The 23346-nt window shown below is 47.0% G+C and carries 23 protein-coding genes; 19 read left to right on the top strand and 4 right to left on the bottom strand.

The features are described from left to right. Position 1: 1 nt before the first annotated feature. Together ADS79_RS01755 and ADS79_RS01760 are read left to right on the top strand one after the other, a co-directional pair. Positions 2-760 carry an SDR family NAD(P)-dependent oxidoreductase gene (locus tag ADS79_RS01755; protein WP_049736686.1) on the top strand — a complete coding sequence of 253 codons (759 nt, stop codon included), beginning with the start codon at positions 2-4 and terminating at the stop codon, positions 758-760. 232 nt (positions 761-992) lie between these two features. After that, complete coding sequence (locus ADS79_RS01760; RefSeq protein ID WP_049736687.1) at positions 993-1517, top strand: DinB family protein; 525 nt, start codon at positions 993-995, stop codon at positions 1515-1517. Here the strand turns inward: ADS79_RS01760 and ADS79_RS01765 are convergent, their stop codons facing one another. Continuing rightward, positions 1518-1832 (bottom strand): metal-sulfur cluster assembly factor, encoded by a 315-nt coding sequence (locus ADS79_RS01765; RefSeq protein ID WP_236699853.1) that lies wholly within the window; start codon positions 1830-1832, stop codon positions 1518-1520. A gap of 169 nt (positions 1833-2001) precedes the next feature. On the opposite strand from ADS79_RS01765, the gene ADS79_RS01770 reads away from it, so the two are divergent. The 3 genes from ADS79_RS01770 (at position 2002) to ADS79_RS01780 (ending at position 4647) form a co-directional block, all read left to right on the top strand. Next, positions 2002-2925 carry a helix-turn-helix transcriptional regulator gene (locus tag ADS79_RS01770; RefSeq protein WP_049736689.1) on the top strand — a complete coding sequence of 308 codons (924 nt, stop codon included), beginning with the start codon at positions 2002-2004 and terminating at the stop codon, positions 2923-2925. 94 nt (positions 2926-3019) lie between these two features. Continuing rightward, complete coding sequence (locus ADS79_RS01775) at positions 3020-3793, top strand: alpha/beta fold hydrolase (protein WP_049736982.1); 774 nt, start codon at positions 3020-3022, stop codon at positions 3791-3793. Then, entirely contained in the window at positions 3790-4647 is an 858-nt protein-coding gene (locus ADS79_RS01780) for a DUF2785 domain-containing protein (RefSeq protein WP_049736690.1), read from the top strand. The genes ADS79_RS01775 and ADS79_RS01780 overlap by 4 nt, the downstream gene beginning before the upstream one ends. A 102-nt stretch (positions 4648-4749) precedes the next feature. Here the strand turns inward: ADS79_RS01780 and ADS79_RS01785 are convergent, their stop codons facing one another. Further along, positions 4750-5205: a MarR family winged helix-turn-helix transcriptional regulator gene (locus ADS79_RS01785; RefSeq protein WP_049736691.1), complete on the bottom strand. Its 456-nt coding sequence runs from the start codon at positions 5203-5205 to the stop codon at positions 4750-4752. A 257-nt stretch (positions 5206-5462) separates the two neighbouring features. Here ADS79_RS01785 and ADS79_RS01790 point away from each other — a divergent pair, with 257 nt between their 5' ends. From ADS79_RS01790 to ADS79_RS01810, 5 genes are all read left to right on the top strand, one after another. Further along, on the top strand, positions 5463-6644 hold the full coding sequence (locus tag ADS79_RS01790; protein ID WP_049736983.1) for a MalY/PatB family protein: 1182 nt from the start codon (positions 5463-5465) through the stop codon (positions 6642-6644). A gap of 25 nt (positions 6645-6669) precedes the next feature. Next, positions 6670-7941, top strand: a complete 1272-nt coding sequence (locus ADS79_RS01795) for an amidohydrolase (RefSeq protein WP_049736692.1) — start codon at positions 6670-6672, stop codon at positions 7939-7941. Between the two features lie 71 nt (positions 7942-8012). Beyond that, on the top strand, positions 8013-8219 hold the full coding sequence (locus tag ADS79_RS01800; RefSeq protein ID WP_049736693.1) for a DUF3311 domain-containing protein: 207 nt from the start codon (positions 8013-8015) through the stop codon (positions 8217-8219). After that, entirely contained in the window at positions 8219-9691 is a 1473-nt protein-coding gene (locus tag ADS79_RS01805) for a sodium:solute symporter family protein (protein WP_049736694.1), read from the top strand. The genes ADS79_RS01800 and ADS79_RS01805 overlap by 1 nt, the downstream gene beginning before the upstream one ends. A 21-nt stretch (positions 9692-9712) precedes the next feature. Continuing rightward, positions 9713-10369: a carboxymuconolactone decarboxylase family protein gene (locus tag ADS79_RS01810; protein WP_049736695.1), complete on the top strand. Its 657-nt coding sequence runs from the start codon at positions 9713-9715 to the stop codon at positions 10367-10369. An 87-nt stretch (positions 10370-10456) separates the two neighbouring features. On the opposite strand, the gene ADS79_RS01815 is transcribed toward ADS79_RS01810, so the two are convergent. Further along, positions 10457-12112 (bottom strand): MDR family MFS transporter, encoded by a 1656-nt coding sequence (locus ADS79_RS01815; RefSeq protein WP_049736696.1) that lies wholly within the window; start codon positions 12110-12112, stop codon positions 10457-10459. Beyond that, a complete protein-coding gene (locus ADS79_RS01820) occupies positions 12109-12558 on the bottom strand; it encodes a MarR family winged helix-turn-helix transcriptional regulator (RefSeq protein ID WP_049736697.1) in 450 nt (149 codons plus the stop codon). The genes ADS79_RS01815 and ADS79_RS01820 overlap by 4 nt, the downstream gene beginning before the upstream one ends. A gap of 224 nt (positions 12559-12782) precedes the next feature. On the opposite strand from ADS79_RS01820, the gene ADS79_RS01825 reads away from it, so the two are divergent. The 9 genes from ADS79_RS01825 to ADS79_RS01865 all read left to right on the top strand — a co-directional run bounded on the left by ADS79_RS01825 (position 12783) and on the right by ADS79_RS01865 (position 23256). Next, positions 12783-14534, top strand: a complete 1752-nt coding sequence (locus tag ADS79_RS01825) for an amidohydrolase (protein ID WP_049736698.1) — start codon at positions 12783-12785, stop codon at positions 14532-14534. A gap of 114 nt (positions 14535-14648) precedes the next feature. Further along, positions 14649-15326, top strand: a complete 678-nt coding sequence (locus ADS79_RS01830; protein ID WP_049736699.1) for an MBL fold metallo-hydrolase — start codon at positions 14649-14651, stop codon at positions 15324-15326. Between the two features lie 96 nt (positions 15327-15422). Continuing rightward, complete coding sequence (locus ADS79_RS01835) at positions 15423-15878, top strand: GNAT family N-acetyltransferase (RefSeq protein ID WP_049736700.1); 456 nt, start codon at positions 15423-15425, stop codon at positions 15876-15878. Positions 15879-15993: 115 nt separating this feature from the next. Continuing rightward, positions 15994-16575, top strand: a complete 582-nt coding sequence (locus ADS79_RS01840) for a TetR/AcrR family transcriptional regulator (RefSeq protein WP_049736701.1) — start codon at positions 15994-15996, stop codon at positions 16573-16575. Positions 16576-16708: 133 nt separating this feature from the next. Then, positions 16709-17881 carry an MFS transporter gene (locus ADS79_RS01845; RefSeq protein WP_049736702.1) on the top strand — a complete coding sequence of 391 codons (1173 nt, stop codon included), beginning with the start codon at positions 16709-16711 and terminating at the stop codon, positions 17879-17881. A 116-nt stretch (positions 17882-17997) separates the two neighbouring features. Next, the gene (locus ADS79_RS01850) at positions 17998-18933 is read left to right on the top strand and encodes a serine hydrolase domain-containing protein (protein WP_049736703.1); all 936 of its coding nucleotides are present in this window, start codon (positions 17998-18000) and stop codon (positions 18931-18933) included. A 174-nt stretch (positions 18934-19107) separates the two neighbouring features. After that, a complete protein-coding gene (locus ADS79_RS01855) occupies positions 19108-20499 on the top strand; it encodes a polysaccharide deacetylase family protein (RefSeq protein WP_409362412.1) in 1392 nt (463 codons plus the stop codon). Between the two features lie 98 nt (positions 20500-20597). Beyond that, positions 20598-22079: a polysaccharide deacetylase family protein gene (locus ADS79_RS01860; RefSeq protein WP_049736705.1), complete on the top strand. Its 1482-nt coding sequence runs from the start codon at positions 20598-20600 to the stop codon at positions 22077-22079. 157 nt (positions 22080-22236) lie between these two features. Further along, complete coding sequence (locus ADS79_RS01865) at positions 22237-23256, top strand: ABC transporter substrate-binding protein (RefSeq protein WP_049736706.1); 1020 nt, start codon at positions 22237-22239, stop codon at positions 23254-23256. The last annotated feature ends 90 nt before the right edge of the window (positions 23257-23346 follow it).

Consider the following 23346-nt stretch of genomic DNA (forward strand, 5'->3'; position numbering starts at 1 on the left):
GATGTCAAACACAAAACAAGTAGCGATCATTACGGGAGCAGCAAGCGGAATCGGGCGAGCCACAAGCATCAAGCTGGCTGAAAACGGGTATCAGGTTGTCCTGGTCGATTTCAATCAGGCTTTAGGAGAAGAAACACTGACTCTCGTGCAAAATAATGGCGGCGAGGGAATCTTTGTAAAAGCCGATGTTTCCAAAGAAGCGGATGTTGAAAATTACGTGAAAATGGCAGTTGAAGCGTACGGACGCATTGATGTCCTGTTTAACAATGCAGGAGTCATCCAAATGTTCGCTCCGTTCACAACAGTCAATGCTGAGGAGTACGAGCGAATTATGTCTGTGAATGTGAAAAGTGTGTTTCTCGGAATGAAATACGCTCTGCCGATCATGGAAAAGCAAGGAAAAGGGGCAATCATCAATACAGCATCATCTGCCGGTATCCGACCTGAACACAGCATCGCCGTTTATTCGGCAAGCAAGCATGCCGTCATTGGTTTGACAAAAGGGGCAGCGATTGAATATGCGAAAAAAGGAATTCGGATTAATGCGATATGCCCAGGCGGTATCGAAACAGCCATCTTTAAAACCGTAGCGGATGCGTTTGCTGGTGGCGGTTATGTGCCAGAGGAAATTTCTCCGATGCGGATGGGCCGTCACGGTCAACCAGATGAAATCGCTGAGGTTGTTCTGTTTTTAGCTTCCGATAAAGCGAGCTTTATGGCTGGGGCAGTGGTCAGTGTAGATGGCAGCTTGACCGTCTAACATCTCTTTTACGTGGGGCTTGGGGCGACCGGTGATTATAACAGGAGGCTGATTCAATCCATTCGATTGGACAGCCTCTTTTCCTCGATTCAGCGCAAAGCATCTATTGAATCGATCAAAAGTAAGCACATTGCGATGCAGCATACGGGAAGGAAATGAACAAGGCTGTATGGAATACAGTACTGACTTTTTCATCCAGCTATCTGTATTTCGTACAGAAAGGAGCAGTTTTATGAATTTTCGCTTAGATGAAGCTATCGAGATACTTGAGCGTACCCCTCAGTCATTGGAGCTTTTTTTATCCGGCCTATCAGCAGGATGGGTGCAATGCAACGAGGGCGAAGGAACGTGGAATGCCACTGAAGTGATTGAGCACCTGATTGAGGGTGAGAGAACCAACTGGATTCCGAGACTGGAAATGATTTTGCAGGATGGGGAAAGCAAACCTTTTCCTCCGTTTGATCGTTATTCACATTTGAATGAAAAAACAGAAAAGACCCTCGAAGAAAAGCTGCTCGAATTTAAAAGCGTTCGAACAGAAAATATTTCCAAGCTGAAGCAGCTGATTGATCCTGACCAGCATCTGGAATTGACCGGGATTCACCCTGCATTTGGCGCCGTGAAAGTAAGAGAACTGATCTCCACGTGGGCTGTGCATGACCTGACGCATATGGCGCAAATCGTTCGTGTTATGGCTAAGCGCTATCAAACAGACGTGGGACCGTGGGAAGAATATTTAGGGATATTGAAAAAGTAATCAGAGCATGCGTTGACGTGCTCGAATCTCTTCTCTGGCGCGGTCATTCATTCGGGCAGGACTCCATTTTGGCTCCCAAACGAGCGAGACGTTTACATCCTTGACCCCGGAAATGGCCGCTGCCGCCTCTTTTACATTGCTTACTATTTCATCTGCCAATGGACACTCCGGAATCGTTAGTGTCATCTCAATGTCTGCATGTCCCTTTTCATCGACCTCAATCTCATACACAAGCCCCAAATCCACGATATTCACACCTACCTCCGGATCGAGAACTTCCTCTAAAGCCGACCAGATCGCATCTGTTGTATTCAAGCACGAACACCTCTTTCCCATGATTCGCTACGTTTTACCTTAACCCAATCGATCCGTGCTTATGTAACGCATCTTCTATGCCCACATCGCTTTTTATGCTTTAATCGAAAGAAAGCTGTAAGCAATATGGAGGAGGAGACGTTGCGAAAAACCAACGTCATACAAAAAGATGCGAGTAGATCGATTACTCTCTATGCTGCTCATCCTTTCCAAAAAAGAGATGGTTACAGGAAAAGAGCTGGCGGAGCATTTTGAAGTATCCCTGCGAACCATCTATAGAGACATCGAAAAAATCGGGGAAGCAGGTATTCCGATTGCCTCGATAGGTGGAAAAGGCGGGGGATACTACCTGATGGAAAATTATCAAGTAGACAATCTGTTTTTCAATAAATCCGAAGCCCATACGTTCATGGCGGTTTTGCATAATCTCGACGTTCTCTTTGGAAAAAACGAGAAGTTCAATGATATCGTGTTAAAGCTCGAAAATACGTATAAGCGAGAGAAAAGGGACAGCGATAAGTGGAGCATCCAGATGTCCCATTTCAGCATGGAAAAGGAATTGAAGGAATACTTGTTTCTGATGAATCAAGCTATAGAAGAGAGCAAGCTGCTCGTCTTTGATTATATAAACAGAGAGATGGAGTACTCCGAAAGAGAAGTAGAGCCGGTGCAAATCTCTTTTGTTTCCGGTCAGTGGTATTTGGTGGGCTTCTGCAGAAAAAGAAATGACTACCGAAGATTCAAGCTCGTTCGAATCAGAAAGCTGAGGGTGGGCAAAGGCTTTCGCAAAAGAGAGGCATCTTGGGAAGAAATCGAAAAGATCATCGAGGAAAGCTACAGCAAACGAGGCATTGAGGTCACATTAAAGTTTTCCAATCGAATCGGTGAGCAGCTCACGGAGTATTTTTCCAAAGAAGCCATCAGAAAAACGGAAGACAACCAATATATCGTGGTGGCCCAGTTTCCGTATGAGGAGGGCTTGCTCAAATATATTTTAAGCTTTGGCAAAGAATGCGAGGTTGTCGAGCCGCTTTTTTTACGAGAAGAACTAAAAGAATATGTAAAAGAACTCATGCACTTCTACAATGGCTGACAATATGATGTCAGTCATTTTGCTTTATAGTGAGGTGTATGCAGACGGGATCCCCAAAAGTGATGCTTTCGAAAGCACAAGAAAGAAGGAGAGTATGGACGACTCGGAGTTTAGTAGGGACTTTGAAGAGGCTTTCTATACCTGTGCGGGCAGCAGAATGTTTACGAAATACTCGCGAAAAGGAGCGCCAACAGTTCTATTCCTGGCGGGAATGGGAGATAGCTGCGAAACGTGGAAAGGGGTACAGAATCGGATCGCGCAAATAACCAGCACCTTTTCTTACGATAGAGCGGGTACGGGTAGAAGTGATGCTGTTTCTGGCCCGCGGACATGTCATGATCTCGCGCAGGAGCTTGCTGAGCTTGTGTGGCACATATCTGTTGAGCCGCCTTTTATTATAGTTGGACATTCCTTTGGTGGATTGGTCGCCAGACTGTTTGCCAGCTATTATCCGAGCCTAGTGGAAGGACTCGTCCTTGTGGATGCGGCAGTGGAATATAAAGAGCTCGCTTATGAAGAGGTACTTCCGAAAAAGCTGCAGGCAACAAACAGGGCGTATCTCGAAGATCCGATGTTGAACCATGAGAAAATCGATAAGCTGCAAAGCTATAAGCAAGTCGCAGAGCATCCACAGCTAGGAAATATTCCGCTAGCGATCCTGACAAGAGGGCTGCCGGATCACCATCCAGATGGCTGGCCTCAGCAAGAAATATTGCAAATGGAGCAAGAATTACAAATCAAAATGCAACGTCTCTCTACCATAAGCAGATGTAAAATTGCTCAGCGCAGCAGACATTATATTCACCATGATGAGCCGGAATGCGTGATAGAGGAGATCGAGATAATGATAAAGGGGATAGCAAAATGAAAGATATTCGAACAAAATTGATGCAGGATCTGGAACGAATTGAAGCGGAGGATTACCAGCTTCGTGAAGGCGAGCAGCTGCAAGAGTTTGTCGCACTCATGCTACAATACATCGGTGATCCACAGCCAGAGCTTAGGGATAATCTGATCTATCCGACGTTTCACCACTGGATCGCGATAGAAAACAAGTTTACAGATGATGAGCTGCGCAGCCTTTTGGCGACTTTACTCGATGAGCAGCATTTGTTCCATGACATCGGCAGTGACGGTGAGCCATCAGTATTTACTCGGACGTTTTCTGTTTTACCTGTCGCGTTGATTTTGCGGAGACATTGTAAGCAGCCTTTTTTAGAGCAAGCTGATTTCTTGCATGTAAAAGAGTCCCTGCTTCGTTACTACAAGGAAGAAAAAGATTTGCGTGGCTTTTTGACCGAAGGAGGGTGGGCGCATAGTGCCGCACACGGAGCAGATGCTCTGGATGAGCTGGTGCAGTGTTCGGAGAGTGACGAAGCGCTGCAACTTGAGGTGCTTGCTGCGATAAGTGGCATGCTGCATAACGGGAAGCATATTTTTAACGACCAAGAGGATGAACGGATCGCCACCATCGTATTTACCATGATGACCAATCATTTACTCCTACAGCAGAAACTGGTGGATTGGATACATGCACTTGCCGAGTGTCAGGAATGGCCGAGAAGCCGGGGGAAAACAATCGCGGTAGTGAATACCAAAAATTTTTTGCGCAGCCTTTATTTTAGACAGAGAGAGGGTTGCCAAGAGAAGGAGAACGATTTTGCCGCAGCTATCCTTGCTGCCGAACGAAAGGTAAATCATTTTGTGAGCAATCATTCTTGAGCGTTGTCTCACAAATGAATGACGAGAGGACCCGGAAAAATTGGACAGGCGTATCTACAAACGGGAAGCCTGGAGCATTTCTTCGGGTCCTTCAACTCTACTTCAGTTCCCCTCACGAATCCCCCGAATAATGATCGAGGATATTTGAATGTATCGCTGAAAATCCTCCGTAGTAAACTCATCCAGCTGGTTCAAAAACCGCGCGTATTCCACTTTATCCAGCTCCTTGTGAAACTCATAGACGGTCTTTCCTTTTTCGGTCAGCTCGATGATGACTTCACGATTATCGTCAGGGTTTTTGTATTTGACGACAAGCTCCTTCTTGATGAGCTTGTCTACCATTTGCGAGATGGCACCTTTTGTCTTGTTGGTAAGCTTGGAAAGCTCTGACGTGTTGGTTTGCACCAAATTGCCGATCAGGTTAATCGTATGAGCTTCCACCATGTACAGCTCGTCTTCTGTCCCGTACTTTCTCGGTACGCTCTCATACGAACTCGTTTTCCGTGAGAGCTCGTAAATCGTTTCCATCAACTCAAAAAATACGTCTTCTCTGGTCATTTTTTCTCCTTTTATCGATACTTTTTGTTTATCTGTGAAGCAGAAATCATTCCGAATAGTTGCTACAAACAGTATACCATAGCGTGTGAGGGCCCATCATTTTCCTCAGAAAGAGAGAAGGAAACTTGAGTTTTTATAAAATTCAAAAATTATTGACGGTACATTGTTTAGGTGCTAAACTGATTTCAACTTCCAAATATGCAAGCGTTAACATTACACGCGTTGAACGACAAAACATCAGAAAGGGAGAGGCTTTCGTGAAGTACAACTTTGACGAAGTGGTCAATCGAAGAAACACCTATTCACTGAAATGGGATGGCGAGTCACTCATAAAGGAGCTGGGTTTTACCAATCGCTACGACGAAGACACGATCCCCCTTTTTACGGCCGATATGGATTTGCCCGTACCGCAGCCGTTGATAGACGCCTTGCACAAAACGGTTGATCACCGCATCTACGGCTATTCGGTCATACCAGACGAGTACTATGAAGCGATTCGCCATTGGTTCCAAAAGAGGCATGACTGGGAGATTAAAAAAGAAGAGATCGTCTATAGCCCGGGAACCGTTCATGCCTTGCATGTTGCCGTAAAAGCTTTTACAGAACCGGGGGATGGGATTATCATTCAGCGTCCTGTCTATCCACCTTTTACGTCGGCAATCGAGGGGAATGGGAGAAGGGTCGTCAACAATCCTCTTATTTGCGATGAAGAAGGGTATTATTCTATCGACTTCGAGGATTTCGAAGCAAAGGCAAAAGAGGACGGCACCACCATGTATATACTCTGTCATCCGCACAATCCGACTGGACGCATTTTTACGAGCGAGGAGCTGCAAAAGTTAGCGGATATTTGTGCAAGAAACGACGTCCTGATCATTGCCGATGAAATTCATGGCGACCTGATCAGAAGGAATCAGCGCTTTATTCCCTTAGTAAAAGCTGCTGCCAATCATTCCGAGCACATCATCACCTGCACTGCTATCAATAAAACCTTTAATACAGCAGGGCTTCACTGTACGAATGTTATCATTCCAAATGAGGAGCTGCGAAGTCGATTTAAACAGGAGCAAGGCATGAGCTTGCCATCGCCATTCACCATCGCAGCATTGATTGCCGTGTATAATGAAGGAGAGGAGTGGCTGGAGCAGGTAAAAGCGTATATCGACGAAACGATGGACGATGTCCAGACCTTTTTGGCTGAGCGCATGCCGCAAGTAAAAGTGAGAATTCCAGAGGGAACGTATGTGATGTGGATGGACTTTAGCGGCTACGGGCTATCACCCGAGGAGGTTCATGAGAGGATTTACCACAAAGCAAACGTCATATTGGAAGACGGAAGCATGTTTGGGCAAGAAGGACTGCCATTTCAGCGGATTTGCGTTCCCTCTCCCAGATCGCTCATAAAAGAAGCGCTGGAAAGAATCGCGCGAGAATTTTGAATCCCCTAACAGAGGAGTGTAGCGAATGACAACAACAGGCTCTGCGCTAAATGCCTTTGAGGCTGCGAAGGAAATAGAGGAATACGTAATCGGAATCCGGCGTGATCTTCATTTACACCCTGAAATCGGTATGCAGGAAGTACGAACGATGAAAGTCGTTACCGATGAATTGGAGAAGCTGGGAATCGTGTACGAAATCGTTCCAAACGGAGGCATCATCGGGACGATCTGCGGTGAGCAGGAGGGCAAAGCGTTAATTTTGCGCGCTGATCTGGATGCGCTGCCGATGCAGGAAGCAGAAACGAACTTGAAAGGAAAGAAAACGGTTGTTTCCCTCACTGAGGACGCAGCCCATACATGCGGTCATGACGGTCATACAGCGATGCTACTCGGGGCGGCAAAAATATTGTCCGAAAACAAAGACAAACTAAAAGGAAAAGTCATCCTCGTTTTCGAGCAAGGAGAAGAGATCGGAAAAGGCATCTTCGCTCTAGTAAGCAGGCTGGTTGAAATCGGTGCGGATGGTGTATGGGGTATCCATCTCAAATCAGATATTCTAGCCGGAAAGATATCGGTAGAAGCTGGACCGAGGATGTCGAGCGCATTCGGCTTTCAGGCGCAAATCAAAGGTAAGGGTGGACATGGTTCCAGACCGGATTTGTCAGTATCCCCGTTGGATTGTTTTACCGACTTTTACACGCAGCTAAAAGCGATGCGGTTAACCTCACTGGACCCGTTCAAAACGACGACCTATTCCATTGGCAGCATTAGCGCTGGTTCGGCCTGGAATGTGATTCCGGATACCCTGCAGTTTAGCGGGACTGTTCGCTATTTGCATTATGACCAAGGAGTGCTCGCCGAGCAGGAGCTCAGACGGATTTTAGAAAAAACATGCGAGCTGCACCGCTGCTCCTACCAATTTTTGCACGAGCCAAAAGCAGTTGATTTATTGGTGTATAACGAACCGGATTGTGCAGCGATAGCCATGAATGCCGTCACCAAATCAATCGGTGCCCACGCGTTGTACGCATATCCGGCGTGGATGGCGTCAGAATCGTTTGCCTTTTACCAAAAGTATTTCCCGGGAGTGTTTACTTTTGTGGGGATTGAAAATGAAGAGAAGGGAACGGGTGCCGAGCATCATAACGCGCATTTTGATATCGATGAAGAGGTGCTAAAGCTGGGTGTTGCCGCAACGGTTCAATACACGATTGATTTTCTTGGCAGTGATCAGGAGCTTGCGTTTGCTCCCGAGCAAAGGAGTGTGAAGGATTTATTCCAAGCAATGGGCTACTAAGCCCAAAGCAAAAACAAAAGACAGAATGTTCTGTTTATAATCATCATCCAAAAAGAATGAGGAGAGATTATATGACACGCAAAAAACTGTGCTACATCCTGTCACTCATTGCTTATTTTGGGATGCCAATCGGGGTGCTATTTATTAAAAGCTCCGAGCCGTATATTCTCGGTCTCCCGTTTTTACTGTTCTGGATGGTTTTATGGATTTTAATAGGAAGCTCATTGATGATGGTTGTTCATCGCTTGAATCCGGATGCACGTGAGGAGGTAGAGTAATGGTCTTTTCTATTGGAATTATTATCTTTTTTCTGATCCTCTCTCTCGTTCTCGGCATCATGGCGCGCAGGGGAAAAGATATGAACCTGGAGCAGTGGAGTGTTGGGGGACGTGGCTTCGGAACGCTTTTTATCTTCTTACTGATGGCGGGTGAGATCTATACAACCAATGCTTTTCTCGGAACGAGCGGCTGGATGTATGGAAAAGGGGGAGCAGCCTTTTATAACATCACGATGCTCAATTTTATTATTGCCTACTGGCTTACTCCGAAAATTTGGCGCTACGGAAAAAAGCATCAGCTCTTATCACAATCTGATTTTTTTACAAAAGCGTACAACAGCAAAGGTCTGGGGATATTAGTGGCGGTGGTTGGTTTAATTGCTCTCATTCCGTACTTGGTTATTCAATTAAAGGGTCTTGGTATTATTGTGTCGGAAGCTTCTTATGGAGCAATTGATCCCAAGCTGACAATTTGGCTGGGGACGATCGCGATGATTGTATACGTCATGATATCGGGTATTCATGGCTCGGCTTGGACTGCAGTGATAAAAGACTTTTTGATTCTGGGTGTTGTCCTGTTTCTGGGCATCTATTTACCGATTCATTACTACGGCGGTATTCAGCCGATGTGGGAAGCGATTGAAGCGGCCAAGCCAGGATTTTTATCCTTGCCGGAGAAAGGCTTCAGTGCTTCATGGTACATTTCGACGATTATGTTGACCTCGCTTGGCTTTTATATGTGGCCGCATACTTTTGTCGCTGTCTATGCAGCGAAAAGCGGCAATGCGCTGCGAAAAAACGCGATTATGCTGCCGATCTACGCCCTGTTTATTTTGTTCGTCCTGTTTTCTGGAGCAGCAGCCATTTTACAGACTCCTGGCCTGACTGGCGGAAATGTAGACCTGGCTCTGTTTAAAATCTCGACGCAGACATTCAATCCCGTCATCGTCGGCTTTATTGGGGCAGCAGGGCTGCTTACGGCAATCGTTCCGGGCTCATTGATCTTGATGTCTGCGGCGACGCTATTTGCCAAAAATATTTACAAGGTGGTAAAACCTGATGCAACCGATAAACAAATCGGCATGATTGCACGCTACATGGTCCCCGTTTTTGCGCTTATCGCGCTATACAATACATTCAGCGGCGGTGCGGCCATTACTTTGCTATTTTTGATGGGGTACGGTCTCGTCACACAGTTCGCTCCAGCGATTGTCTGCCACTTTATGAAAAAGAATCCGTTGACGAAGCAAGGCGTTTTCGCAGGCATCACTGCCGGAGTCATCATAGTGGGCTGGCAGGCTGTGACTGGAGCGACGATGAGCTCGCTATTCCCGAGCTTTCCACCCGCGATCCAAGATATTAATATCGGCTTCATCGCACTTGGGGTCAACGTTATTGTGAGCCTGGTCGTGAGTATCGTTACACAAAAAGGTGTAACGGTGATAACCAATCCTGTAGAAAAAGTATCGTAATCGAGGTAGGAGGAATCGTATATGGCAAATGATAGCTTGTACCAAAAATCGTATATTCGCAGATTACCGGAGCTGGGGAAGCTTGCTCCCGATACCTTCAAAGCCTTTCTGGCGTTTGACAAGCTGGCACTCGGAGATGGAGTCATTCCGAAGAAAACAAAAGAGCTGATCGCGGTCGCTGTTGCGCATGTCACCGGATGTCCGTATTGTATCGATGCCCACGTCTCAAATGCAAAAAGACTGGAAGCCACAAAGGAAGAAATCATGGAAGCGGTCATGATAGCTACCGCTCTAAAAGCCGGGTCCGCCCTCGCGCATGGACTGAATGCCCTCAATGCGTATGACGAAATGGACGATGAGGAGCTGTATAAGCGCTCGAATTTAACACGATTCAAGGAATTTCAAGAAGTGGGTCCCAACACCTTCCAAGCCTTCAATGCGTTTGACCGGGAGGCGTTGAAAGCAGGCTTGATCAGCAGAAAAGACAAGGAGATGATTGCGGTAGCTGTCGCTCACGTAACAGGCTGCGCCTATTGTATCGAGGTGCACACGAAGAAGGCAAAGCAGCTGGGCACGAGTCGGGAGGAGCTGGCAGAAGCGATTTTTGTAGCGACTGCACTAAAGGCTGGCTCAGCTCTGGCCCATAGTGTAAATGCGCTGAATGCGTATGATTCATAGGAAAAGACAGGCGAAATCATTTTTATAACTGTATGCAAAAAAAAGAGGGCTGCGTAAAAGTAGCCCTCTTTCTCCTGTTTCGCTTCGTTATGCTCTTGCTCCTTCTGTGCCTGCCGCATCCGAATGCTGTTCTGCTTTTGCTTCGTTTTTTTTCTCTGCTTTTCCACTTCCCGAACGAAGCGGAATTTCTTTGAGGAACAGAGCAAGCACAACAGCAAAGCCTGCGACGATAGCACCTGTCAAAAACGTAGTCGTGATAGCATAGCTCATGGCTTCACGAATCAAATCAAGCATGTGCGTAAACATGGCTTGGGATTCCGGCGGAAGGCTATGCAGTGCTGCCTCGATTTTCGGCTGATCCAGCAGGTTTTGCGGATTGGCGAACAGAGCCAGTTTTTCAGCCAGGGCTGGATCGGTAGGTGCGGATGCAGCTCCTTGACCCATTGTACCCGACAGTTTGCTCATTTTCGAAGCGATTCCTGCGCTCATGACACTACCCATAACCGCAATCCCAATTGTTCCCCCGAGGTTACGGAAAAGCTGCGACGTTGCTGTAGCCACCCCTAATTGTTGAGGGGCAACCGCATTTTGTACGGTCAAGGAGAAGACTGGCATCGCGATACCCATTCCGAGACCGAGAATGATCATGTACAGCACGAGCAAATAAATCGGTGTAGATGGAACCATGAAATACATCAGAACCATTCCGAGTGTCATCACCAAAAGACCGCTGATCGCCATTTTTTTATATTTGCCAGTCTTGGTAATGATTTGCCCGGATAGAGCTGAAGTAACCAGCATCGCAATCGACATCGGCATGGTGACATAGCCAGCCATTGTTGGAGAAATTCCTTTTACCCCTTGAACAAAGAACGGGACGTAGATGATCGCGCCCATCATTCCTGCATTGAGGAAGAAACCGATCAGATTGGACACCGTAAAAATACTGTTTTTAAACAAGCCGAGTGGGAGCATTGGCGTTTTTACTTTGGTCTCTACCCAAATAAAGATGAGCAGAGAAACGGCTGTGATGGCAAGCAGACTGAGAATTTGCCATGAGCCCCATGCGTATTTGTTCGCTCCTTCTCCTGCCCACGAGAAAGCGAGCAGCATCGGTACAATCGTTGTTGTCAAAAAGATAGAACCCCAGTAGTCGACGCTTTCTCCTTTTCGTTTTTCAACCTGTGGGAAATTGAACAGAATCAACAAGAATGCTACTACACCGATCGGCAGGAAGATCCAGAACACCCAATGCCAATCCAGGTGATCGACGATGTATCCACCAAGCAGAGGCCCTGCCACGCTGGATACGCCGAAGACAGCACTCATGACACCAGTCCATTTGGCGCGTTCGCGAGGCTCATACAAATCGCCCATTGCGGTAAAGGCTGTGGACATGATGATACCAGCACCGGCACCTTGGATGGCGCGAAATGTAATCAATTGAAAAATATCGCCCGAGAAGCCCGATAACAAAGCGCCGATACTAAACAATCCGATACCTGCAAGGATAAAAGGCTTTCTTCCATATATATCGGAGAGCTTACCGACGAGCACCGAGGCGACGGTGGAGGTCAGCAAGTAAATGGTGATCGCCCATGAATAATAATCCATGCCCCCTAATTTTGCGATAATGCGCGGCATGGCAACCCCGATGATGGTTTGGTTGATCGCGGAGAAGAACATAGCCGTAATAATCGCGATCATGATCGTAATTTTCCGCTTTTCTGTTAGATTCGTCATAATATGTTCTCCTCTCTTGGTTGTTCGATATTCGCAAGCACTTGCTGATAAATGCGGGTCAAATGTGCGATATCGTCGTCAGACAAACCGACGAAAATACTTTCCACGGTGCTTTTGAGCACCTCTCGATACTTCTCTAAAATCTCTCTTCCTTGATCCGTGATTTCCAAATGAACGACTCTGCGATCAGCTGTATCACGATTTCGGTTTGCGTAGCCACAAGCAATCAATTTATCGGAGAGATTGGTAACTGCTCCTGGTGTAATATCCAAGCGCTCCGCTATGGTCGATACCTTTTGTGGTCCGTTGCGATCGAGGATACGCAAGATCAAGGCTTGCGACCCTGAAACGAGTGAGTCCAAGCGTTTATGCCACTGTGTTGAAACTTTTCGCTGTACTTGAATGTACAACTCTTCAAGCTCGGTAAGGCCTTGTTTATTGGGCATCGTGTCGTACCCTCCTTTTCTTTTGTAGGTGAATAATATATGTAGTGAATAATTCACTACGTGAAACAATATCGAGTATACAGCTAATTAGTTTTACAGTCAAACTATTTTACAGTTGTATGATTGGTAATCAAGACATTTCGTGGAATTTTCAGAGTTGCAATGCTACAATCTAATCTGTTGTATATTTTTTCAGCTTAGAGCATAGATAGGTGGGGATTTGGTTGGTAGGGAAGAAGTTAACGAGTTTTTTGCTTACCGCTGCATTGATGAGTCCGTTGTCTGCATTTGCACAAGGGACCACACCAGCTGCGGGACAAGCATCAGACAAAGCAGTAACACAAGCAGCAGATATCATCTTGTCCAATGGTACCGTGTACACTGTGGATCGAAACAGAAACTGGGCACAGGCTGTAGCGATTCGTGGCGGAGAGATTGTCTATGTCGGCAGTGACGAAGGCGCCAAAAAGTACATAGGCACAAACACCAAGGTTACTGATTTAAAAGGTGAAATGGTGCTGCCAGGCTTTATCGATAGCCACACGCACGCAAGCAAAACGACAGGGTTGATCTTTTCGATCGATTTGTTTGATGCTAAATCGATGGATGAGTATGTAGAGGTCATCCAAGCTTTTGTAAAAGAGCATCCAGCTGAGAAAAACTTCCAAGGTCGCGGCTGGAGCAACCCGGTAGCGCCAGGCATCGGTCCGTTGAAGGAAGTGCTGGACAAGATTTCAGCTGACAAGCCTATTGCACTCACTTCCGATGACGGCCATTCCTTGTGGGTCAACTCGGCAGCATTGAAGCTGGCGGGCATCACCAAAGACACGAAAAACCCAGAGGGCGGAATCATCGAGCACGATAAAACAGGAGAACCGTCCGGTACGCTTCGTGAAAAGGCAATGGATCTGGTGCTGTCCAAAATTGGCGGCTACACCGCCCAGCAATACAAAGCGGGCATCGAAGAGTATCAGCACAAGGCAGTTGAACGCGGCGTAACAACCGTGCGTGACCCAGATATGCTGCGCTACCCGAATGTGCTGGAAGCATACGAGGGACTGGCAAAAGAAAACAAGCTGACCATCCGTTTCCGCAATGCGATTACTGCCGATCCAGACAAAGGCCCTGAGCAAATCGCAGAGTTCGTGAAAATCAGAGAGCGCAATCAAAATCCTTTATTCCAAGTGAACGCTGTGAAAATTTTTATGGATGGTGTCGTTGAAGGCGCGACTGCTTATTTGGAAAAACCGTATGAGCATAAGCACACCAACGGCGAATTGATCTGGAAGCCGGAAGTATACAAAAAGACTGCTGCCGCTGCTGATAAAGCAGGCTTCCAGCTGCATGTGCACTCCATCGGAGATGCTTCTACACGCATCGTTTTGGATGGAATGGAGTACGCCGAGCAGCAAAATGGCAAGCATGACGCTCGCCACTCACTCGTTCATTTACAGCTCGTAAACAAGACAGATATCGAACGCTTCAAAAAGCTGGGTGCTGTTGGAATCGTACAGCCATTCTGGTTTATGCAGGAAGAAGGGTACTACGACGAGATCGAGGTACCATACCTCGGCCAGGAACGCGCCGAGACAGAATATCCAATGAAGAGCTTCTTGAATCAGGGAGTACACATCGCATCCTCTTCTGACTACATCGTGACACCGGAATTCAATCCGCTGCATGGCATTCAACAAGGAATTACCCGGATCGAGGAAGGTCAAACCGATGCAGCCAAAATCGCCAACCCAGAAGAACGTGCGACGCTGGCTGACATGATTGCGAGCTTTACGATCGATGGTGCTTACGCTAACCATGTAGACGATATTACCGGCTCGATCGAGGTAGGCAAAAAGGCAGATATCATCGTGCTGGACAAAAACCTTTTTGACATCCCGGCTACCCAAATCAAGGACGCTGCTGTAGTCCTGACCTTGGTAGAAGGTAAAGAAGTTTATCGCCTGAAGGAAGCAAAATAAAAACGAACAAGGTCGTCGCACTTTTGCGGCGGCCTTTTTGCAGGATTCTTCTCTTTTTTGCGGAATTAGGTGGATGGTAAAAAACTTTTGAATAAATCGCAGGAGGTGTCTGATTTGGCCCAATCGGAAGGAATCAAAGTGCTCAAACTAGAGATGAATGCTGGCGGCAATCCGTTTGTTGTTCATACCGCATTGTTCTGGGATGAGAATGAGGCGATTCTGGTGGATACAGGTATCTCCGGGCAGCTGGAGCTGATCCAATCCGTACTCGCCCAGGAGTCCATCCCATTTGAAAAGCTGACAAAAATCATCATTACGCATCAAGACAGGGACCATATCGGCAGCTTGCCTGATCTGGTTTCCGCTGCGGATGGTTGCATAGAGGTGCTTGCTCATGAGGTAGCGATCCCGTATCTTGCAGGTCAGACGCCCTTGGTCAAAAGTGGAGCTTTGGCACCACCAGTAAAGGTAGACCGTGCTCTGCAGGATGGCGATCTGTTGCCGTATGCCGGCGGTATCCAGGTTATTTATACACCTGGACATTCTCCTGATCATATTTCGTTGTATCACATTCCGAGCAAGACATTGGTTTCAGGTGATGCTCTCACCGCAGAAGACGGAGTGCTTATGTCGTTCAATCCTGACTTTACTCCGGACAAGGAGTTGGCTACGCAATCCATCGCAAAGCTGCTTGACTTCGATATCGAGACCGTGATCGCGTATCACGGAGGCGTTTGTACGGGAAATAGTAAAGAGCGTCTCAGTGAGATCGTCGAAAGCTTAAAGAAATAAGGCACACGTTGCTAACCAGTCAACCCACCTCTCTAGCGTGCTTGACTGGTTTTTTGTTTCCTTTAAAGATCGAAGCAAATTGAGGAGGAGTCTATTTTGAAAATTCGTAAAGCCACGATACATGAGGCAGATCTAGTAAGCGATCTCTGCTTTCGTTCCAAAGCACATTGGGGGTACAGCGAGGAGTTTATGGAAGCCTGTCGCGATGATTTGACCATAACCGCCAATTACATCGAAACATCACTGGTATACGTAATAGAAGAAGATGGCGGAATAAAAGGTTTTATGGGGCTAGAGCGTAGAGAGGATCATATTTTACTGGGATATTTATTTATCGACCCGAATGCAATTGGCAAAGGCTACGGAAAAGCAATGTGGGAGCATATGACACAGGTCGTGAAATCATTGAACATGCGAACGGTCCTGATCCACAGTGACCCTTATGCAGAAGAGTTTTATTTGGCCAGGGGAGCTGTACGAATTGGCGAAATCGAATCCACGGTAATCCCAGACAGAAAATTGCCTCTGCTTCGCTTTGAACGAAGGGGCTAATGTTTTGAGATTCATCAATATTTGACTGATTGTTACAAAACATCTATAATGATACCCATTCTGAGTAACTTATGTGAAAAGGGAACTTAACCGGTCTTCTAAAGGAGTTGATTGCATGAGTGCCAGACCTCGGGAATTTAAAGATACAACAGTGATTGACGCTGCTATGGAGGTATTCTGGGAACATGGCTTCGAGGGAAGTTCAACAGAGAAGCTATGCGAGCGAACAGGGCTTGGACGGGGAAGTCTGTACAATGCGTTCGGTAGCAAACACGCACTTTACGAGAAGGCCTTGGGGCGTTATCAGGAACTGGGCATTCAGGGGCAAATAGAAATATTGGAACAACCCGGACTGGTCAAAGACAGGCTGCGCGCACTGATGGAGTGGGCAATCGATCAAGATTTTAATGGGGAAGTAAGTCGTGGTTGTTTAGCCATCAATGCCGCTATTGAACGCGGTGGAAAGGATACGGCGGTTGCTCGCTTGGTCGGTGGTCATGTTGGAAGGCTGGAACAGGCATTGTGCCATGTTATTGCACTTGGACAACGCTCAGGCGAAATCACGTCAAAGCGTCCTGCTCTCGAGCTGGCTCGATCCTTTCTGAGTAGCTACTACGGACTGCGCGTGCTAGGCAAGGTCATAGAAGACCGTAATATGCTGGAGGATGTAGTGGAAGGCACGCTGGCAGCTCTGTAAAACGCGCGTTCAGATTGAAACGCGTGTTTTTTCAGTGGCTGTTTGATTCGCAAGTTGCACATATGGGCAATTTGTGCCCAATTTTGTACAGATCATTACAAAATATGAATACAGAAGCAGGAGAGATGTTTTCATGCCATTTGCAATCTATGTGTTAGGTCTCATGATTTTTTCCATGACTACCTCCGAGTTTATGGTAGCCGGTATGATGACTTCGCTTTCTGAAGAGTTCGGGGTATCGGTCTCAGCCATTGGATACCTGATTTCTGCCTATGCGGCGGGGATGATTGTTGGCGGTCCATTACTGACAATTGGAATGTTGAAAGTGCCTAGAAAACAAGCTTTCCTGACACTTACTAGCGTATTTCTAGTCGGGCAAACCATTGGCGCCTTAGCCTCCTGCTATGAGATGATGATGGTGGCGCGGGTGATTACCGGTATTTCCTCGGCAGCTTCTTTTGGTGTGTCCCTGGCGATCGCCTTTACGCTTGTACGTCCTGAGTCAATCGGCCGCGCAGCTTCCGTCGTCCTTGGTGGGTTGATGGTCGCAACCGCTATCGGGCTACCAGCGGCAATGTTGTTTGACCAGTATTTCGGATGGCGAGCCAGCTTCTGGGCGGTGGTCGTTTTAGTTCTTCTGTCAGGTGTGCTGGGGCAATTGTCCATCCCTTCTTCTCCAAAGCCGGAATCAGCCAGTATTCGAGGTGAACTGGCAGCCTTCAGAAATCGCAATCTTTGGGCGGCGTACGCGACAAGCATGTTGATTATCGGTGCCACATTTGCTGCATTCAGTTACTTTTCGCCGATCCTGACTGGCGTCACTGGCTTTGCGACGACGATGGTTCCCTTTCTCTTGGGTATATACGGTTTGGCAACGGTCATCGGAAATATCGTTACAGGCAAGCTCGCCGATCATTATATGATGTCAATTCTAACTGTCGGGCTTATCACACTGACAGCTGCATTCGTTGTCTTCGGGCTGTATCCGCACAACACAACCATAGTCATGATCGCTGTAATCGTAATTGGCCTGGTAGGGGTCCCTATGAATCCGGCCATGGCAACCCGCATAACCCGTGTCGCTGGTACTGGATTGCTGGTTACGACGGTTCATACCTCTATCATTAACTTAGGTATCGTTTTCGGTTCAGCGATCGGTGGATTAACCATCGACGCAGGATACGGACTTGTGTCACCTGTGTGGGTTGGTGCTTTCCTTGCAATTCTTGGCTTTCTTTCCTTGCTGCCTTTTATGCGTGTAAAAGGAAAAAAGCAAGAGAAAAGCCAGGAAATATTTGCACGCTAACCCAAAATTATTATTCATGCTATAGTTAAGAATAGATAAAAAAGGTAATAAAGAAGAACTATTCCAGACAAACTTACTCCTTAGCCAAAGAATCAGCCATGCAAGGAGGTTTTTTGTTGAACGATTCCGTTATAAGCTTCAATCAGTTCCAAAAAGCAATAAGCAAGGAAAAAATCAATGCCTGTCTCGTACAGCAGGGAGAAAAAGTCGTAATCTCCTATTTCCGCAATCCGAAAATGAACAGCAAGCTGTTTCAACTACACTCCGTTACGAAAAGCGTACTGTCACTTCTCATAGGAATCGCAATAGAGCGTGGACAGATTGCGAGCATACATAAGACGATCTCGACCTACCTGCCGAACGTACCTCTGGAAAAAAACACAATCACGATTGAGCATTTACTCACCATGACACCTGGCTATGAGTGGCCTGAGTTGACGAGCTGGGGTGGTACTCCGTTTCCGATGATGTATAGCAAGGACTGGGTCAAGTTTATTTTGGAAAAGGACATGGAGCGCGCACCTGGAGAAGCCATGAACTACGATTCAGGGGCGTCTCATCTCTTGAGTGCTATTTTGCAAAAGGCAACTGGGGAACAGGCGTCTGCCTATGCAAAGAGAGAACTGTTTGCCCCGCTAGGCATCACAGAATATCGCTGGCCTGAGGACGCCAAAGGGATAACGATCGGGGGCTTCGGGCTTTGTCTGCGTGCTGCGGATATGTTGAAATTGGGATTACTCGTTATGAACAAGGGAGTCTGTGGCAAACAACGTCTGCTTTCAGAGGAATGGCTCTCTGCTTCCACACGCGCCTACTATCATACATATGATCACGTCGGTTCCTATGGCTACCACTGGTGGATTTTGACGGATGAAAACAATAAGGCATACGAACCTGCTGTTTTTTTCGCCATGGGCTATCGGGGGCAATACATTCTCGTGGCTCCAGAGCGGCAACTCGTCATCGCCATGACAAGTGAGTTGTTTGGTGATACCTTTTTGCCGCTTCGGATGGTCAAAAGCCTGCTGCTGCCGTTTCTTTGCGATTCGTAGCTTGTTCAGAACTTGTTGAGATGCTTTTTTTATACTAGTAGATAAGAGAATTGTTTCAAACGGAATAGAACGGCGCAACTAGCATAGAGTGATGTTTTGGAAAAAAGGAGCAAACCGATGAGAGCAAGTAAAGGTGTAGGAAAAAGGAACCTCATCTTCAAAAGCGTCGTTGTCATGATGGCCTTCGGGCTACTATCTGGCTGCTCGATGTTTGGTGGGAAGGAAGAGGCATCCCAGACGGTGGAGCCGCCAGTTGAAAAGATTGCGCGTTTTACAGGTGAAAAGAGCAAGGTGATCCCGTACGTCTATACAGCACGAAAAGAACTGAGCCTGACCTTCAATGGCATGGGTGACGAAAAGATGATGACGCAGATTTTGAATGAACTGGACGCGAATCATATCAAGGCGACGTTTTTTCTCCCCGGGATGAGAGTAGCAGAAGAGCCGAATATCGCCAGGGATATTTTGGCTAGAGGTCATGATATCCAAAACAATACGTTAAATCAGCTGGACATGAAAAAGCTTAGCTACGATCAGATCTATAAGGAAATCGAATTGAGCAATGAGGTCATCAAAAAGGAAACGGGCGCGGAGCCGCACTTTATCCGTACCAGATCAGGGGATTATACCGATGATGTCCGTTTGGCAGCAGCACATCTCGGCATGGATGGAGTTGTTACGTACAACATCAATCCCAAGGATCGAGATATGAAGGATGCCAAAGCGATTGGCGATTACGTGAAGAGATATATTTCACGAGGCGGGATCGTATCGTTAAATACCGATATTAACCCTGAAGTAATTCCGTCCATCAAGCTGATCGCTAAAGCTGCCGAGGATATCGGCTACAAATTTGTCCCGCTCAGTGAGCTGGTGAAAAACGGCGGAGAGAGAAAGCCATTGGAACAAATTCCTGGCTATGATGCAGTCAAGGTCAATCCGAATTACCAAAATGCGAAGTACAAGCTGGTTTATAAAGCGGATACGAATAAAAAGCAGGTTGCGCTTACATTCGATGACTGGGGCAGCGACAAAACAGTGACCAAAATCCTCGATATTTTAGCTGAGCATGATGTGAAGGCGACGTTTTTCTTGCGTGCTGCCGGCGTAGAAAACAACCCCAACCTGGCGAGAGCGATGGTGGAGGGCGGACACGATGTAGCCAATCACTCCTATAGTCACCCGGTCGTAACGACTTTGACCCCCGAGGAATTACAGGAAGACTTGGTCAAAGCACACCAGGTCATTACGGAAGCCATTCAACAACAACCCGTGATGCTGTTCAGACCGCCAACGGGTGTTGTGGATGACCAGACAGGGAAGGTCATTGCAGCGGTAGGGTATCACAACATTGCGATGTATGACGTGACAACCCTTGACTGGGACAACAAAAATAAAGCAAGTGATATTGTCAACGGCATCATGACCAAAACCGAGAATGGCAGCGTCATTCTTTTGCATATGCTCGATGATATCCACACCATTGAGGCGTTGCCAGTCGCACTCGAAGGCTTGAAGAAAAAGGGCTATACGTTTGTGAAAATGGCAGATCTCATCAAGGAATGACCCCCAAAAACCAGTTCAACACTTCCTTCGTGTTGACTGGATTTTTTGGCGAAAGGCATGCAAGGGGAGCATAAAAAATAGATAAGGGAGTAGAAGCAATGACAGTGGATAAAATTAGTTTCAAGAAGCGCTGGCTGACCAAAGTAATCGGAGTGACTACTGCTTTTGTCATGCTGCTTGGCGGTATTGGGGTAGAAGGTGCTGTATATGCAGCCGATACGAAAACGGGGAAAGGGGCACCTGCACCAAGTACGCCACCAGCCCCAAAGATCGTTCGTTATACAGGTGAGATGAGCAAAGCCGTATCGATGGTGTATACAGCAAAACCGGAGCTGGCGCTGACCTTTAACGGCTGGGGTGACGAGAAAAAGCTGAATCAGCTTTTGACGGATTTGGATACGTACAAAATCAAGGCGACATTCTTTTTACCAGGCGATAAGGTGGCCAAGCAGCCGCAGCTGGCAAAGCTGATTGTAGCGAAAGGGCATGAAATTGAAAACAACGCCGTGACCGGTAAAGATCTGGCGAATTTAAGCTACGAGCAGATTTATCAACAGATCAAAGAGAGCAAGGAACAGATCGTGAAGCATATGGGGATCACCCCGAAATATGTTAGGACCTGGGTCGGCACCTACACGGACGACATTCGTCTGGCAGCAGCTCACAATGGACAGGAAGCAGTCATCGGGTACAGCTTTTTCCTGCATAACTGGCAAGATGAGACAGATGAGCAAAAGAGCAAATACGTACGTCGATATATCAACCGCGGAGGCATCATCACGCTCGATCTCGATGAAAATATTCATCTTCCCATCTCGATCCCGTTGATTGCAAAGGGAGCTGCCAATGCTGGATATCAGTTCGTTCCCCTGCAGACGCTGATTGCACATGGGGCAGAGAAGAAGCCGCTGACAGCGATCGAGGGATACGATGCAGCGAAAATCAACCCGGATTTCAGCGGTGCGAAGTATAAAGCATTCAAGCGTGTTGAAAATGCTGAGAAAAAGGTTGCCATTACACTTGACGATTGGGGCAGCGACGAAACGGTTACGAAGATTCTCAATATCCTGGACAAGTATCATGTGAAGTCTACCTTCTTCCTACGCGCTGACGGAACAGTTAAAAACCCGAATTTGGCGCGTGCGATTCTGGAAGCTGGACATGATGTGGCGAACCACTCGTATTCCCATCCAATCAACACCCAGATTACGACGGAGCAGCTGCAGCTGGAAATTGTAAAAGCCCATCAGATTATTACAGAAGCCATTCAACAAAAGCCTACGATGTATTACAGACCACCGGCAGGAGCGGTCAACGAGCAAGTGCTCAAGGCGATTGCGGCGACAGGCTATGAAACCGTGGCCCTGTTTGACGTCATTCCTTCCGATCATGATAAGAGTAAAACGGCAGACGATATTGTGAAGACCGTACTGGGACAAACGAAAAGCGGAAGCATCATTTTGCTGCATATGCTCGATGATATTAGTACTGTAGAAGCATTGCCGCGTATTATAGAAGGACTGCAGGAGCAAGGGTATACCCTTGTCAAAATGACAGAGCTTGTAGAGCAGTCGGAATAGCGGTGGAGAGCGAATCCCTTTCTTGCAAAGGGATTTTTTCTTTTGGGCTTTGGAGCACGGCAATTGCATGATTGACAGAAAAAAGGCTCTCTGGTATATTTTTTGACGATAATGATAATCAGTGTCATTTGTATGGTTACATATTAGGGAGGCTATCATGCTAAAGAACAAACCACTCTTGGCTGTACTTGCTCTTGTTTTTATGTTCTCACTGTTCTTAACTGCTTGTGGTGGAACAAACAGCTCGAATGGCAACACCGCACAGACGACAACACCAGCAGAAGGTTCAACGGCGAAGCCTGCTGAGAAAGCGACTGAAGCGCCAGCCGAGAAAAAAATGCGCAGCTTTGAAACGAAAAAGGGAACCGTTCAAATTCCCGAGAAGCCTGAGCGAATCGTGACGGACTATTACGCGGGAGAACTGGTGGCTGTTGGAGGAAATGTCGTCGGGGCAGAAACCATGGCTTTCCAAAACCCATTCATTACGGAGCAATTGAAATCAGCACAAGATGTAGGGAATCGCGTGAATCTGGAAAAGGCGTTGGAACTCGCTCCTGACCTGATTGTTGTCATGTATGAAGACAACTACGAAGCCTTGTCCAAAATTGCACCAACCGTCTTTATCCCATACGGAACAACGACGAACATCTATGATACCGTTACATTGTTTGGTGATATCGTGGGGGATAAGGCAAAGGCAGATGAGTTTATCGCAGACTTTGATAAAAAGGCTGCTGAAGGCCGTGAAAAGCTGAAAGGCATCGTAGACGAAAATACAACTGTCGGGCTGTACGAGCTGGCAAACAAGGGTGATCTGTGGATTTTTGGAGATAATGCTGGTCGCGGTGGTCAAACGGTGTACAATGCGTTGAAACTGAAAATGCCGCACAAAGACTTGCCAGAACAGACTGTTCAGCTGTCTATGGAGACATTGCCAGAATACGCGGCTGACTACATGTTCCTGACCTTCTATAACCCGGATAACAACAGTGATGCCCTGAAAAACCTGAAGGAATCAGCAGTTTGGAAAGGGCTTCCTGCATCCAAAAACAATCAAATTTTCTTCAACGACTTTGATACGTACTACCGCTACGACCCAATCGCTGTCAGAGAGCAGATTGGCCTGTTCGTAGATATGATCATCAAAAGACATGAGGAAAACAAGGCCAAGAAATAATAGCGTGTAGATGTAGACAATCCCCTTTTTGCAGTTGATGTGAACCCTTTTCAAATGGGGGCGCATCGTGCAAGAAAGGGGATTTGTTTT

This window comes from Brevibacillus reuszeri, from assembly GCF_001187725.1.
Lineage (GTDB): Bacteria > Bacillota > Bacilli > Brevibacillales > Brevibacillaceae > Brevibacillus > Brevibacillus reuszeri.